General features: G+C 50.0%; 14 protein-coding genes. 3 read left to right on the top strand and 11 right to left on the bottom strand.

Annotated features, from left to right (window positions below; translation table 11 throughout):
* Positions 1 to 22 precede the first annotated feature (22 nt).
* The 9 genes from etrA to ccoN all read right to left on the bottom strand — a co-directional run bounded on the left by etrA (position 23) and on the right by ccoN (position 7,925).
* On the bottom strand, positions 23 to 775 hold the full coding sequence (gene etrA / locus SAMA_RS09380) for an electron transport transcriptional regulator EtrA (protein WP_011759912.1): 753 nt from the start codon (positions 773 to 775) through the stop codon (positions 23 to 25).
* Between the two features lie 56 nt (positions 776 to 831).
* Entirely contained in the window at positions 832 to 1,527 is a 696-nt protein-coding gene (locus tag SAMA_RS09375) for a sulfite exporter TauE/SafE family protein (protein WP_041409781.1), read from the bottom strand.
* The gene (gene ccoS, locus SAMA_RS09370; protein WP_011759910.1) at positions 1,524 to 1,724 is read right to left on the bottom strand and encodes a cbb3-type cytochrome oxidase assembly protein CcoS; all 201 of its coding nucleotides are present in this window, start codon (positions 1,722 to 1,724) and stop codon (positions 1,524 to 1,526) included. The genes SAMA_RS09375 and ccoS overlap by 4 nt, the downstream gene beginning before the upstream one ends.
* Positions 1,721 to 4,108, bottom strand: coding sequence for a heavy metal translocating P-type ATPase (locus SAMA_RS09365; RefSeq protein ID WP_011759909.1), 2,388 nt, complete (start codon positions 4,106 to 4,108; stop codon positions 1,721 to 1,723). The genes ccoS and SAMA_RS09365 overlap by 4 nt, the downstream gene beginning before the upstream one ends.
* A gap of 7 nt (positions 4,109 to 4,115) precedes the next feature.
* Entirely contained in the window at positions 4,116 to 4,595 is a 480-nt protein-coding gene (locus SAMA_RS09360; RefSeq protein WP_011759908.1) for a FixH family protein, read from the bottom strand.
* 112 nt (positions 4,596 to 4,707) lie between these two features.
* A complete protein-coding gene (gene ccoP / locus SAMA_RS09355; RefSeq protein WP_041410312.1) occupies positions 4,708 to 5,679 on the bottom strand; it encodes a cytochrome-c oxidase, cbb3-type subunit III in 972 nt (323 codons plus the stop codon).
* A gap of 5 nt (positions 5,680 to 5,684) precedes the next feature.
* Complete coding sequence (locus SAMA_RS09350; protein WP_011759906.1) at positions 5,685 to 5,858, bottom strand: CcoQ/FixQ family Cbb3-type cytochrome c oxidase assembly chaperone; 174 nt, start codon at positions 5,856 to 5,858, stop codon at positions 5,685 to 5,687.
* Positions 5,859 to 5,870: 12 nt separating this feature from the next.
* Positions 5,871 to 6,476: a cytochrome-c oxidase, cbb3-type subunit II gene (ccoO, locus tag SAMA_RS09345; protein ID WP_011759905.1), complete on the bottom strand. Its 606-nt coding sequence runs from the start codon at positions 6,474 to 6,476 to the stop codon at positions 5,871 to 5,873.
* A 12-nt stretch (positions 6,477 to 6,488) separates the two neighbouring features.
* Positions 6,489 to 7,925, bottom strand: a complete 1,437-nt coding sequence (ccoN, locus tag SAMA_RS09340) for a cytochrome-c oxidase, cbb3-type subunit I (protein WP_011759904.1) — start codon at positions 7,923 to 7,925, stop codon at positions 6,489 to 6,491.
* A 303-nt stretch (positions 7,926 to 8,228) separates the two neighbouring features.
* Between ccoN and SAMA_RS09330 the strand changes: the two genes are divergently transcribed.
* Positions 8,229 to 8,642, top strand: coding sequence for a hypothetical protein (locus tag SAMA_RS09330; RefSeq protein WP_408640215.1), 414 nt, complete (start codon positions 8,229 to 8,231; stop codon positions 8,640 to 8,642).
* Positions 8,643 to 8,644: 2 nt separating this feature from the next.
* On the opposite strand, the gene SAMA_RS09325 is transcribed toward SAMA_RS09330, so the two are convergent.
* Positions 8,645 to 10,219 carry a DUF3369 domain-containing protein gene (locus SAMA_RS09325; protein ID WP_011759902.1) on the bottom strand — a complete coding sequence of 525 codons (1,575 nt, stop codon included), beginning with the start codon at positions 10,217 to 10,219 and terminating at the stop codon, positions 8,645 to 8,647.
* 157 nt (positions 10,220 to 10,376) lie between these two features.
* Between SAMA_RS09325 and SAMA_RS09320 the strand changes: the two genes are divergently transcribed.
* The gene (locus tag SAMA_RS09320) at positions 10,377 to 10,706 is read left to right on the top strand and encodes a hypothetical protein (RefSeq protein WP_011759901.1); all 330 of its coding nucleotides are present in this window, start codon (positions 10,377 to 10,379) and stop codon (positions 10,704 to 10,706) included.
* Between the two features lie 572 nt (positions 10,707 to 11,278).
* Here the strand turns inward: SAMA_RS09320 and SAMA_RS09315 are convergent.
* The gene (locus SAMA_RS09315; protein ID WP_011759900.1) at positions 11,279 to 11,515 is read right to left on the bottom strand and encodes a heavy-metal-associated domain-containing protein; all 237 of its coding nucleotides are present in this window, start codon (positions 11,513 to 11,515) and stop codon (positions 11,279 to 11,281) included.
* 160 nt (positions 11,516 to 11,675) lie between these two features.
* On the opposite strand from SAMA_RS09315, the gene SAMA_RS09310 reads away from it, so the two are divergent.
* Entirely contained in the window at positions 11,676 to 14,045 is a 2,370-nt protein-coding gene (locus SAMA_RS09310; protein ID WP_011759899.1) for a heavy metal translocating P-type ATPase, read from the top strand.
* The last annotated feature ends 1 nt before the right edge of the window (position 14,046 follow it).

Here is a 14,046-nt window from a genome sequence, read left to right as displayed (position 1 = left end):
GTTTTAGATCAATGACTTGCTTTTATCTTGCGATACGGGCATTGCCTGCCAGCGTATTCAAGCCAGCGAAGTCAATGATGGTGATGTACTTGCCTTTGACTTCGATAAGTTCGGATTTCTGGAAACGCCCCAACAAACGGCTGATGGTTTCTACTGTTAACCCCAGATAATTACCTATGTCGCCGCGGGTCATGGTCAAACGGAACTCTCGCTGGGAAAAACCGCGGTTACCATAGCGGGTGGCAAGGTTGGCGATAAATGCAGCCAGACGCTCTTCAGCGTTCTTCTTGCTGAGCAGCAGGATCATTTCCTGATCCGACATAATTTCATTGCTCATTAAACGCATGATCTGCTGGCGAAGCTTGGGCATGGAACCTGAGAGTTCGTCCAGCGTATTGAAGGGAATTTCGCACACCATGGAGGTTTCAAGCGCCTGGGCAAAACTTTGATGAGTGTTGGCATGAATACCGTCGAAACCGATAACATCACCGGCAAGATGGAAACCGGTTATCTGCTCGTCACCCTGTTCGGTGATGGTATAGCTTTTAATGGTGCCGGAACGAATGGCATACAGAGATTTGAGAGAGTCGCCGGATTTGAAAATTTGCTCGCCTTTCTGGATAGGCTTTTTACGCTCAATAATATTATCCAATTGATCCAATTCGTTGGCGTTGAGCGTGAACGGAATACATAGGGTTCCCATACTACAATCGTGGCAATGGATGGTGCAACCGGTGGCGGCGGGGCGGCGATGTTTGTTTTGTTCGATTGGCATTATTCGTTCCCAAACCTGTTGATTAACTACATGTTAACTCAATTGCACCTGCCGGGCTAGCCAAGCTGGGCGACACCAATATATAAGGTTTGAATCCCAAAGGCTATGAGCAGTGCACCCGATAACCAGCGAACAGCACGGCGTTGTAACCACCCCATCAGCGACTTTGCCGCCACGCCCACACTCAGGAGTGCAGGCAAGGTGCCCAGACCGAAAAACAGCATGATAAGGGCACCATCCAGTGGATTGGCACTGGCGACAGACCAGGTCAGGGTGGAATACACCAAACCGCAGGGCAACCAGCCCCATACGCTGCCAGCAAGAACGGCTTTGGCGCGGGTGTCTATGGGCAGAAGGCGTTTTCCAAAAGGCTGAATTACACGCCACAGTCCTTTGCCGAGCGTTTCGATGAACACAACACCAGACCAGATTTTGGCAACGTATAACCCCAGAAGAATCATCATGAGTCCGGCCAGAAAACGCAGAAACAGCGTAAGATGGCCCGCATCAAACAGCAGGCTTAAGCCGCCTGAGGCACCACCGGCGATGGCGCCAGCGAGAGTGTAGCTGGCGATACGGCCGCTATTGTAAGACAAAAGGAAGCCGAGCCGATGGGCGAGGGGGTTTTCATGACGGGGCGGCGCTGGGATTTGGCTGGAAAAGGCACCCAACAGGCCGCCACACATGCCAAAGCAGTGAACTCCGCCCATCAATCCGACCAAAAAGGCGCCTGAAAGGCTGTAGTCCATCAGCGCTTGTCCGCTTCATTGTTGTTTGAAGAAGACTTGCCAGAGAGTGGCGCTTTAGGGGTTTCTTCTTCAAACAGGATTGACGCGCCCTGGCGGTCTAGATCGTCGAATTGTTCGGTTCGGACAGCCCAAAAAAAGACCCCGACTGCAATCAGCACAAACAACATGGCAATGGGAATGAGGATGTAGATGATACTCATGGTTTTAACCTCAGTAGCCTCAGGCTGTTACCCACCACAATCAGGGAACTGGCAGACATGCCTATGGCCGCGATATAGGGTACAACATGGCCGGTGACGGCAAGGGGTAAGATGAGCATATTGTACCCCAATGCCCAGGCAAGATTCTGCCTGATTATTTGGTTGGTTTTCACCGCAATATTCATGGCTTCAACAAATCGGTGCAGGTGGTCACCGAGTAAAATAAGATCGGCACTGTTTTTGGCTATGGCGCTGCCACTGCCCATGGCCACCGATAAATCGGCACCTGCGAGCACGGGCGCATCATTAATGCCATCACCGAACATAGCAACCAGTGTGTTGTTGCTCCGAAGGGACTCGACCAGCTCAAGCTTGCCTTTTGGCTTGAGACCGCCATTTACCTTGGTTATACCGAGCGTTGATGCCACCTGCTGCAGATGAGCCGAGGTATCACCGCTGGCTATCTGCAGTTCGATGTGTTTTGCTTTCAGGGCGGCAACGGTCTCTTTGGCATCGTCTCTCAGCTTGTCCTGGATCTCAAAAGCCGCCAGCACATTGTTTCTGGTACCCAGATACACCCATTGCCCCGGAAAAATCATTTCTGATGGCACCTTCAGGTATTCGGCACTGCCAATGAGATAACGGATACCTTCGATGATACCCTCAACGCCGGCCCCAACCAGATGATGTTGCCTGGTGACCTCGAGTTTTGTCGGTATCCTGGCAAACAATCTTGCGATGGGATGCAAGGATCCTTGCTCCAACGCTGAAGCGATAGCCAGTGCACGGGATTTCTCCAACCCCTCAAACAGTTTGATATCGCCAAAACTGAAACTGCCACAGGTGAGAGTTCCTGTCTTATCAAATACCACCGTCTTTATCTTGGGAAGTTTCTCAAAGACACTGCCATTACGGGAAATGATCCCCAATCGGGTAAAGAGTCCGGTTGCACAGGTCACAGCGGTAGGGGTGGCAAGGGCTAGTGCGCAAGGGCAGGTCGCAACCAACACAGAAAGTGTTACCCAAAAGGCATCTTCGGGTGCAAATTGACGCCACACAACATAGGTCATGGCGGCAATGGTCAGTATGGTGGCCGAGAAATAACGCGCAAGCTTATCTGCCGTCAGTGCTATTGCCGGTTTGGCGTTGGAAGCAAGCTCCTGCAGTCGGATAATTTCTGCAACCAGCTGGTCCTGGCCTATGGCGGTGACTTCCACTCTGATGGGCTGTTCCAGGTTGATGGTACCTGCAAACACTTCTGCTCCCGGCGCCTTGGATATCGGCAGCTGCTCTCCGGTAAGCATGGATTCATTAATGCCGGATATGCCTTCCACTATCTTGCCATCGGCTGCGACCACGTCACCCGGGCTGACCAAAATGATGTCGCCGACCTGAAGCTTCTTGGCAGGGACTTCTTCTATTCCTTGCGCGGTAACGAGTGACGCAGTGAGGGGCACCAATTTATGCAAGTTGCTTGAGCTGACAGAAGCCTTTTGACGGGCATTCTGCTCAAAATAGCGGCCAAGCAGCAAGAAAAAGGTAAACATGGACACAGATTCAAAATAGACCTCACCCGTACCCTGAATGGTGGCGACGCAACTTGCGATATAGGCTCCGCAAATGGCAATGGAAACGGATACATCCATATTGAGCTTGCCACTCAGGATGGCGCGTATGGCGCTGAAATAGAATGGTTGCGCCGAGTAGAACACCACAGGAGCCGCAAATATCATGCTGACCCAGCGGAAATAATCACGAAACTCAGTTTCCAAATCGGTAAAGTAGCCGGCATAAAGTGCCAGGGCAAACATCATCACCTGCATGGTGGCGAAACCCGCCAGCCCCAACCGGAGCAAAAAGCGGCGGCTGTTACGTTTACTGATGACTTCCTGGTCGTCTAACTGAAAGGGCGCGGCGTTATAGCCTATGCTGCCGATGGCGGACAGGATATAGCTTAATTTCACCAAAGCCGGTTGCCAGCGAATAAACGCGCGCTGGGTGGTGGAGTTCACCTGAATACGCTCGACGCCGTCAAGCTTTTGTAGCTTATGTTCAATCAGCCAGGCACAGGCAGCGCAGGTAATGCCATCGATGCTGAGCGTGACTTCTTCCCGGCCATCCCGTTCCTGAACGAAATCCTGCTGTACTTCTGGCAAATCGTATGCGCTGAAATGATTCAGGCTTTCGGGGATCAACGCCGTTTGGCGACTGCCGGGCTCGGTGCGGTATTTGTAATAGGAAAGCAGGCCAGCATCGACGATGGCCTGGGAAACCGCCTGACATCCTGGGCAGCACATCACCTGATCAACGCCATCGATTTGGGTGATGAATTGGCTGCCGGTCAAGACAGGTTCGTTACAGTGAAAACAGGGTTGCTTGGACATATCTGACTCAGTTCAGCCAGTGCTCTTTGCCCTCAGCAAGTTCCAGACGCTTTTGCAGTCGCCACTTGCCATCGAAACTCTCAATGCGAACTTCCCAAAAACCTGAAATTGGTTGTGAAGGAATAATACGATAAAGCTTGGTTGCATCCTGGGTAAGCAGACCGGCAAAATCGCGATCGGCAAGGGTAGGGTGATAAAAGCTGGTATTGAGCGCGGCGTCATAGGCTGGGCCGCCATGCTGCTCGAGGGTGATGGCGCCATCGTTAACCGAGACCAAAAACTGCATACCAATCTGGCGCGCATATTGGATTTTAGACAGGTCCATATTGATGGCCTTGCCCTTTTTGTAATATTCCTCGGCTACCAACGAATCAGAGTTATCCATGGCAATTTTCAGGGTGGCAAAACTTGCGATCACGGCGCACATGGGAAGGATAATTAAAAACCAGGGCCAGAACTGCTTATACCAGGCTTGCTGCTCATTCATTGTGTAATACCAAAGGTCGATTCGTTAGCGATATTCTATCGTTTAATGTCTGAGTTATCACTTAAAAAAAGGCCCCGATATTATCTCGGGGCCTTGATTTTACTGACGTTAATTACTTGTTAGACAAGCTGTAAACGTAGGCAGTGATGACGTGGACTTTTTCTTCGCCCAGAACGTCTTTCCATGCAGGCATTACGCCGGCGCGGCCGAATTTGATTGATTCTTCAATCTTGCCGCGGCTGCTGCCATAGAGCCATACGTTGTCTGTCAGGTTAGGCGCGCCCATGAACTTGTTGCCTTTGGCATCCATACCGTGACAGGCAAAACAGCCCTTCATGAAAGAACCCTGACCTTGAGCGGCAAGCGCAGCATCGTGCTCACCACCGGACAGGCTGACGACATACTCAGCCAGGCCTGGGATTTCACTGTCATCGATAGGCAAGCCACCCTTTGGAGGCATCATGCCACGACGACCATTCATGATACTGGCCTTGATGGTAGCCAGATCGCCACCGTACAGCCAATCGGCATCGGTCAGGTTAGGGAAGCCAGTGCTACCGCGGGCGTCAGAGCCGTGACACTGGGCACAGTTTTGCAGGAACAGACGACCCCCCACTTTCAGCGCTTCTGGGTTTTTCACCAGTTCTTCCAGTGGCGTTGCCGCGTATTCTTTGAAAATGTGACCGTATTTGTCGTCAGCACTCTTCACTTCAACATCGTACTGAACCCAGCGACCTTCTTTGGCTGCGTTTTCAATGGCGGCTTTAGAGTCGGCTTTAATACCTTGCTCAGTACCAATGCTCTGGTTAGAGCTGCTCCAACCCAGGAAACCTTTGAAGTTACCCAGACCTGGATACAGCGCCAGATAAATCACACCAAACACGATAGTGATGTAGAACATGTAGCTCCACCACTTAGGCAGTGGGTTATTCAGCTCTTCGATACCATCGAAACTGTGGCCCATTGACTCGCCTTCTTTAATATCAGGCGTCGTGTTCTTGGAACAGATCCTCAGCAGCACGAAGCAGCCTATGATCACCAGGATAGTGAGTATGCTAATCCACATACTCCAGAAGTTACTCATCAACATTATTTTTGCTCTCCTGAGTCCTTCATTGCCTTGGTCTCCTCATCGGAGAACACAAGGTTAGCAGCCTCGTCGAAACTCTTTTTACGACGGGAGCTATATGCCCAAGCAAATATACCGACGAAGGTCAGCATTACAACAATGGTTACAATCCCGTGTAATGTGCCGTAATCCATATAGTTGCCTCCTTATTTGAGTGCGTGTCCCAGAGACTGCAAGTACGCGATGATGGCTTCCATCTCAGTTTTGCCTTCTACGGCTTTCTGAGCGTTGGCAATGTCAGCATCGGTGTAGGGAACGCCAAATCCACGGAAGACTTCCATTTTCTGTGCAGTCAACTTGCCATCGAGCTTGTTGTCTGCCAGCCATGGGAAGCCAGGCATGTTTGACTGAGGAACCACAGCGCGAGGGTCAATCAGGTGAACTTCGTGCCATTTATCGCTGTAACGACCGCCTACTCGGGCCAGGTCAGGACCAGTACGCTTGGAGCCCCACTGGAAGGGGTGATCCCATACAGATTCGCCGGCTACAGAGTAGTGACCGTAACGTTCAGTTTCAGCACGCAGGGGACGGATCATCTGGCTGTGACAGTTGTAACAACCTTCACGGATATAGATGTCACGGCCTTCGAGCTCGAGTGCAGTGTAAGGACGCAGGCCTTTTACTGGCTCAGTGGTATCTTTCTGGAACAGCAGAGGTGTGATTTGCACCAGACCACCGATGCTGATCACCAGCACGGTGAAGATACCGAGCAAACCGATGTTTTTCTCAATTAATTCATGGTTGAATTTCATCGTGTCTACTCCTTATGCAGCTTTGGCTTCAGACAGTGCAGGCAGTGAATCTTTAGGTGCCTTCACAGTGCGGAATACGTTGTAAGCCATGATCAGCATACCGGTTACGAAGAAGCAGCCGCCCAGGAAACGTACGAAGTAGAACGGATAAGAGGCTTCCAGACTTTCTACGAAGCTGTAGGTCAGGGTGCCGTCCGAGTTCACTGCACGCCACATCAAACCCTGCATTACACCGGAGATCCACATGGCAACGATGTACAGCACGGTGCCGATAGTGGCCAGCCAGAAGTGTACGTTTACCAAAGAGGTAGAGTACATGCGGCCATGACCGAACAGGTTAGGGATCAGGTGATACAGAGAACCGATAGACACCATGGCTACCCAACCCAGGGCACCAGAGTGTACGTGACCCACGGTCCAGTCAGTGTAGTGAGACAGCGCGTTTACTGTCTTGATGGCCATCATAGGACCTTCGAAGGTAGACATACCGTAGAAGGACAGAGATACCACCAGGAAGCGCAGCACTGGATCAGTGCGCAGTTTGTGCCAGGCGCCTGACAGGGTCATGATACCGTTGATCATACCGCCCCATGAAGGTGCGAACAGGATCAGTGACATCACCATACCCAGAGACTGAGTCCAGTCGGGCAGGGCAGTGTAGTGCAGGTGGTGAGGACCGGCCCAGATGTACAGTGCGATCAGTGCCCAGAAGTGCACGATGGACAGACGGTAAGAGTAAACTGGACGACCCGCTTGCTTAGGCACGAAGTAGTACATCATACCCAGGAAGCCAGCGGTCAGCAGGAAGCCTACGGCGTTGTGGCCATACCACCACTGCACCATAGCATCTACCGCACCGGCATAAATGGAGTAAGACTTCCACAGGCTAACAGGCACAGCCATGGAGTTTACGATGTGCAGAACAGCTACCGTGATGATGAAGGCACCGAAGAACCAGTTCGCCACATAAATGTGGGAAGTCTTGCGCTTTACGATAGTACCGAAGAACACAATCGCATAGCTGACCCATACAACGGCGATAGCGATGTCGATTGGCCATTCCAGCTCGGCATATTCTTTGCCGCTGGTAATACCCAGTGGCAGAGTGATGGCGGCAGCCAGAATGATAGCTTGCCAACCCCAGAAGGTGAATGACGCCAAAGCTGGCGCAAACAGACGGGTTTGACAAGTACGTTGAACAACATAATAGGAGGTGGCGAAAAGCGCTGAGGTACCGAACGCGAAGATCACCGCATTGGTGTGTAATGGCCGCAAGCGGCTGTAGGTTAACCAAGGGGTATCGAAGTTCAGCTGGGGCCAGATTAACTGAGCCGCAATCAGTACACCGACGGACATACCAACAATGCCCCACAGAACTGTGGTTAAAGCGAATTGGCGCACGACAGTGTAATTGTAATCAGCGCCGTGTGGCTGGGAATGGTTCATCATAGTGCTTCCACTGCTTATTACTTTTACTTGTAATGTGAGTAAAGACGAGCTCTACCGGTTTTTTTTAAATGACATTCAGCGCGTTCCCTATCGGGCTGTACACTGGCTGTCAATGCCTGTGCCTGCGGAATTGTTACCAACCGCAAGGCTTTGCAATGATACTTGAGCTGTGTCAAAAAAGATACCTGGATGGCCGTGGGTTTGTTGATCTGGATCAATCGGAACAATAGAATGTTAACATCTTGCAGCATAAGGTGATTTATTGTGCTAGGCGTACGTAATCTCGCACTGGCGAGCATGCTTTTGAGCCTGATTTTCCTGTCGGGATGTGATCAGAATCAAATTTCCACCCAAAGGTCAGTGAAAGAACCTGGATTATGTGATTTTCATGCGGGGGAATGCCAACATTCTCTTGGTGAAAATATCATCAGGCTAAGTTTGAGTCCTGCAAATGCCCCCAGTGAAAAACCACTGAATTTCCAATTAAAAAGCACGGATAAACTCGTTATTGCCAGTAGCCGGATTGAGGGCAGAGACATGTTTATGGGCGTCATCCCGTTAAAGTGGCAACAAATGGATGAAAACACCTTTAACGCTACCGCTGTGTACGGCAGCTGTTCCAGTGACTATATGGTGTGGCGACTTTGGCTTAGTGTGTCAAACGAGGCCGGCCAGTCACAGCAGATTTGGTTTGATTTTCTCGCCGATAACGACTGATATCACTCGCCGCTGTCTCTCCAGCACTCTTTGATGGCAACGAAGGTCTGAACGTTATCGATAAAGAGTTGCAGCAATACAGGATCGAAGTGGGTTCCTGAGCAATTTTTCATTTCCTCCAAAACCTTGTCCAGTGGCCAGGCTTCTTTGTAGCAGCGGGCATGGGACAGGGCATCAAACACGTCAGCAATGGCCACTATGCGTGCGTAAATATGAATATCATCTCCTCTGAGGCCTCCAGGATAACCACTGCCGTCAAATTTTTCGTGATGCTGCAACGAGATAGTCGCGGCAGCATTGAGAATAGGCCGCTCTGAATTCGCCAAAATTTGATGCCCGATCACCGGGTGCTGCCGCATGATTTGCCACTCGTCATTGTCCAGCTTGCCGGGTTTCAAAAGCACAGCATCTGGAATGGCTATCTTGCCAATATCGTGCATTGGCGCGGCTCGTTTCAATAAATCAGCTTCATGATCTGCAAGCCCTGCCAGCAGAGCCAGCTCATGGCAGTAGGCGGCCATGCGTTTGACGTGGTTCGCCGCTTCCTTCGAGCGGCTTTCTACAACGTCACCCAAACGTAAAATGAGTTCTGATTGAGTGTCTTCTACCTCCTGGTTCAACAGTAGGTTCTCAAAAGCCACACCAACATTTATTGCAAAAATATCAATAAGCTGCTTGTCAAGGTCACTTATTCTGTCGATACCGTCCATATACAGCAGATTGATTAACCCACTCTTGGTGGGGAAGTATCCGACGAAGCAGTTCTGTTCATAGAGGCATCGTTTCTGTGAAAGCGCTTCTTTCAGTAGTGCCAGAATATTGGGTGCGAGGGCTCGGTCATGGTGGGCGGCAAATTGCCCTGTGCCAGCGAGGATTTCAAGGTCGTGGGCACCGATTTTTCCACTGATGGCATCCATGGCATTACAGGAAAGAAGCAAGGTTTCAGTGTCAAGATTCAACAGGCTTGCCACCTGGGTCAGTAACCCGTCGGCAAACTTGTGTAAGGTTCTGAGTTCGAACAAACCTGAAGTGGCTTCCAGCACCCGCTCAAGTCCTTTACGGTGCTTGAACTGAACCTGACGTGACTGTTCGATTTCCATAATGTCGCGGTAGGAGCGCAGGGAAGAGTAAACACTGGTCACGAGTTTGCGAGAGTCAAGTTCGGCCTTGGCTTTGTAGTCATTAATGTCGTAATTGACAATAACGTCTTCTTCAGGGGCCTGACCGGGTTGGCCAGTCCTCAGTACTATTCTCATGGTTCGGTTTTTAAGTTCTTCACGTATCCAGCGTACCAACTCCAGGCCAGCGTGGTCGCTTTCCATCACTACATCGATAAAGGCTACGGCCACGTCGGTTTCGTTGTTGAGAATTTCTTTGGCTTGCTCCCCGCTGTAAGCGTTGATGAAAGCCAGAGAGCGGCCTTCCAATTTGAATCTGGACAGGGCGAGTTTGGTCACTGTGTGGACATCGGGCTCATCGTCGACAACCAGGATCTTCCATGCTGGACCCGAATCCTCTGATTCAACCTTTTTTTTGCCCGAAAACAAGGGACTTTTCTTTGCCATATCAATGAGCATTCGCAGGCCTCAAGCTAAAAACGCGGGTAGGTTTGTTCCATTTGAGTGTAGATCAAGTATTTCATGTAAGTGGATTTTTTCCTTTAACAGAGAGGCAAAATCTATATATGATAACTATTCTCATTTGTGTTTTTTTAGCTATGAAAAAGGAGGAGGCATGAAGTACGTCAATCTTGGTGTTCCTGTGCCTGTGCTGGCACAACTTCTCTATGAAGGTCAGCTCTGTGCCGCCGACATAAAGTGCCTCGATGCAGAGAGTAAACAGCAACTTTGGCAGCTTTGCCTATGGGCCTGTAAACAACGGGTAGATTGTAAAAAGACCGCACAGTTAATTACCACAGCGAACGTCGTTGGAAAATCTGATGTGCACGACGCCCAGCGGTGTAACGAATTGCCTGTAAACGGCGGACCTTTGGAAAGTGATAACGAGGTATCGCAAGATGAATGCACTGGATGCCTGCATGCTTGCAGTAAACATAGGGATTAGCAGCGTGAGAAGGCTTTGGTTAGCGCGCACACCTTGGTATCGTTGATTGGGCGCAGTGCTTATCTGGTGCTAGCGGTTTAGAGCTACGGTTTTGTTTTATCAGTAATCAGCGCTGATGTACGACTAACGCGTTGAGGCCTTATGTTAAATGTAGCTATTACAGCCATGGATTAATGAGGACGACAGCAGAGCCAAAGCCCCAAGCACGTAAACAGCGCCACATCTAAATGCGCACAATGTATATTATGTTAAATACCATTTTTACTTATTACCACTTTCACGGACTTAGGACTTAGCTCTTCCCTCGAACTGTATATGCAGGCCGCGACCACTCCTACTACTAAGCAAATTTGGGAATAGATGTTTTTCAGCATTGGCCACTACAGAACACTTGGCCCAACAAGTCAAATAACTCAGTTTAACGACGCGGACAGCGACATCTCACCGACCAGTCCATTCCTAACTCACCAATTACTTTCGTATATTTAGTTTGTCCAGGTTGAATATTTTGCCTGCCTACTCCAAGTGAGCTGCAAATTGAGAATTAAGGCCACCTGAAGTGGCCTCTAGTGTCAATTATGGAAAGAATTCTGAGGACTAAAGCAAGTGGCTTTGACTTCGCTCGCTGGATAGCCTGCCTCTTCCAATGCCTCGATAATTTCGTCTGAAGTCAGACCGCTGAACACTTTTATCTTCATTGCCACCAGGTCAACTTCAACCCTGGCATCGGACTGGAGTTGTACAATGGCTTTATTTACTACTCCAGCACAATGTCCGCAGGTCATATTTTCTACATTAAATTCAATCATTTTATATCTCCGGTTGTAAGTCTGATTGTCACGATAAGAGTTGCCACTGTGGTAATGTCAATAGATTTTGAAACTTTTTGCGTTGACCACTTGACCTTCCCATAATGGCAAGGTTTAGCCTTTAACTATCGCAACAACAATCCCAATCAGGAGTAAGGAAATGTCAACAACCATGCACATTGCAGTCAAGGGGATGACATGCGTATCCTGCGCCTCACGCATAGAAAAGGCACTGCTTAAGGTAAACGGCGTTGTTAATGCCACGGTTAACCTTGCCACAGAAACTGCAACTATCGAAGGTGTCGCCAGCACTGGTGATATCAAGTCGGCCATTATTAACGCCGGTTATGATGTTGAGTTGGAATCACGTCAATTTGAGGTAAAAGGAATGACCTGCGCGTCCTGTGCAGGGCGCGTTGAAAAGGCGTTGATGAAAATAAGCGGAGTCGGCAGCGCCAACGTCAACCTGGCAACAGAACAGGTAAGCATCTCGCTGTTGGAAAACATTACCAATGATACGTTAGTTGCCGCTGTCAGAGATGCGGGGTATGAACTCATTACCGCAGACGAGCCTGCTCAATCAGAACCAAAGCAGGACAAACGCCTCGCTTTCTATCAGAAAGACAGTTGGCCTGTCATTGGTTCAGCCATCCTCACCCTACCCTTAGTGCTCCCTATGATAGGTATGTTGTTTGGGGCTGATTGGATGCTGCCCGCTTTTTGGCAATGGCTGCTTGCGACACCAGTACAATTCTATTTTGGTTCACGCTTCTATAAAGCTGGCTGGAGCGCACTGAAAGCCGGTAGCGGTAACATGGACCTCCTGGTTGCCATTGGTACCAGCGCTGCTTATGGTTTGTCGTTATACCTCTGGTATAGCTTTGACGGTCACCATGGTGCGCCACACCTGTATTTTGAAAGCAGTGCTGCGGTGCTCACTCTGGTCTTGCTCGGAAAATTATTGGAAAAAAGGGCAAAACGCCGGACTACTGACGCATTGCATGCGCTTGAAAATTTAAAACCAACTACAGCGACGGTATTACGTGATGCGCAGTGGCAATCAATGCCTGCCGCACAGCTGGTCTCAGGTGACGTGGTAAAAGTGCTACCCGGCGATCGCATTCCCGTGGATGGCCTGGTTATCAAGGGAAGCAGCCATGTTGACGAAGCACTAATCAGTGGTGAGAGTATTCCACTGCATAAATCTCTAGACCAAAAAGTTACCGGTGGTTCAGTAAATCTTGACGGCGTGTTGGAGATAAAAGCCACTGCGGTGGGCTCTGAATCTACCCTATCTAAAATCATCCGTTTGGTAGAGCAGGCCCAGGGCGCCAAAGCACCTGTTCAGGCTCTGGTCGACAAAATCAGCAGCATTTTTGTACCAGTTGTCCTGCTAATCGCGACAATCACCGTACTGACATGGGGTTTATATTTTGGGGATTGGTCACAGGGTATTTTGCATGCTGTAGCAGTATTGGTGATTGCTTGTCCCTGTGCTCTGGGGTTGGCAACGCCTGCCGCCATCATGGCTGGAACAGGCACCGCAGCACGACACGGCATATTGGTTAAAGATGCCATTGCACTTGAGCAAGCAACCAAGATTGACTACGTCGTGTTCGATAAAACAGGTACGCTTACCGAAGGCAAACCCGAACTCGTTCAGATCACGGCTTTTGACGATGCAGAGAATGTGTTATTGGAACATGCTTATGGGCTTCAGCAACACAGTGAGCACCCGTTGGCAAAAGCAGTTATCAGCTACGCTATTCGTCATCAGGTTTCTCTACCCGAAGTAACCCAATTCACCGTTGTCGCCGGCAAAGGAGTAAAAGGTGAAATCCACGGTCGCAAGTTAATGTTTGGTAGTAGCCACTGGATGCGCGAGTTGGGTCTGTCTCTGCCCACCGACAAGATTCAAATTAAAGGCGCATCCATATCCTGGCTCGCCGAATTAACTGATGCTGGGGTTATTCTGGCAGGCTTATTCTGCTTTGCAGATAAAGCCAAACCTGAATCAAAGCAAGCCGTTAAAGCACTCCAGCAACGGGGGATCAAAGTTGCGATGCTCACGGGTGATTCCAACGACAGTGCAGCGCAGATAGCGGCAGAACTTAACCTGGACAATTATCAGGCGGAAGTATTGCCCCAGGGAAAAGCGGAGGCTGTCGCACAATATCAGCAACAAGGCTTTAAGGTAGCCATGGTGGGTGATGGTATTAATGACGCACCTGCCCTCGCCCAGTCAGACCTTGGCATTGCGATGGCCACAGGTACTGAAGTGGCAGTCAGTGCTGCCGCCATTACCCTGATGCGAGGCAATCCTGAGTTGGTTGCATCGTCACTTAATCTGGCATCTGCTACTTACAGAAATATTCAGCAAAACCTGTTCTGGGCCTTCGCATTCAACACGGTGGGCATCCCGCTGGCGGCAATGGGCTATCTGAACCCGGTTATTGCTGGTGCAGCTATGGCATGTAGCAGTGTATTGGTAATCAGTAATGCTTTACGCCTGCAGCGTAAAAGCTTCTAGG

Origin of the sequence: Shewanella amazonensis SB2B (assembly GCF_000015245.1) — a bacterium.
GTDB lineage: Bacteria > Pseudomonadota > Gammaproteobacteria > Enterobacterales > Shewanellaceae > Shewanella > Shewanella amazonensis.
This window is presented reverse-complemented; position numbering and strand designations above follow the sequence as displayed.

What these genes read in the sequence shown, in the direction of transcription:
- SAMA_RS09315 (WP_011759900.1), bottom strand. Translation starts at nt 11,515, where the DNA reads ATGATTGAATTTAATGTAGAAAATATGACCTGCGGACATTGTGCTGGA.
- ccoS (WP_011759910.1), bottom strand. Translation starts at nt 1,724, where the DNA reads ATGAGTATCATCTACATCCTCATTCCCATTGCCATGTTGTTTGTGCTG.
- ccoO (WP_011759905.1), bottom strand. Translation starts at nt 6,476, where the DNA reads ATGAAATTCAACCATGAATTAATTGAGAAAAACATCGGTTTGCTCGGT.
- ccoP (WP_041410312.1), bottom strand. Translation starts at nt 5,679, where the DNA reads ATGAGTAACTTCTGGAGTATGTGGATTAGCATACTCACTATCCTGGTG.
- SAMA_RS09310 (WP_011759899.1), top strand. Translation starts at nt 11,676, where the DNA reads ATGTCAACAACCATGCACATTGCAGTCAAGGGGATGACATGCGTATCC.
- SAMA_RS09365 (WP_011759909.1), bottom strand. Translation starts at nt 4,108, where the DNA reads ATGTCCAAGCAACCCTGTTTTCACTGTAACGAACCTGTCTTGACCGGC.
- SAMA_RS09360 (WP_011759908.1), bottom strand. Translation starts at nt 4,595, where the DNA reads ATGAATGAGCAGCAAGCCTGGTATAAGCAGTTCTGGCCCTGGTTTTTA.
- SAMA_RS09320 (WP_011759901.1), top strand. Translation starts at nt 10,377, where the DNA reads ATGAAGTACGTCAATCTTGGTGTTCCTGTGCCTGTGCTGGCACAACTT.
- etrA (WP_011759912.1), bottom strand. Translation starts at nt 775, where the DNA reads ATGCCAATCGAACAAAACAAACATCGCCGCCCCGCCGCCACCGGTTGC.
- SAMA_RS09325 (WP_011759902.1), bottom strand. Translation starts at nt 10,219, where the DNA reads ATGCTCATTGATATGGCAAAGAAAAGTCCCTTGTTTTCGGGCAAAAAA.
- SAMA_RS09350 (WP_011759906.1), bottom strand. Translation starts at nt 5,858, where the DNA reads ATGGATTACGGCACATTACACGGGATTGTAACCATTGTTGTAATGCTG.
- ccoN (WP_011759904.1), bottom strand. Translation starts at nt 7,925, where the DNA reads ATGATGAACCATTCCCAGCCACACGGCGCTGATTACAATTACACTGTC.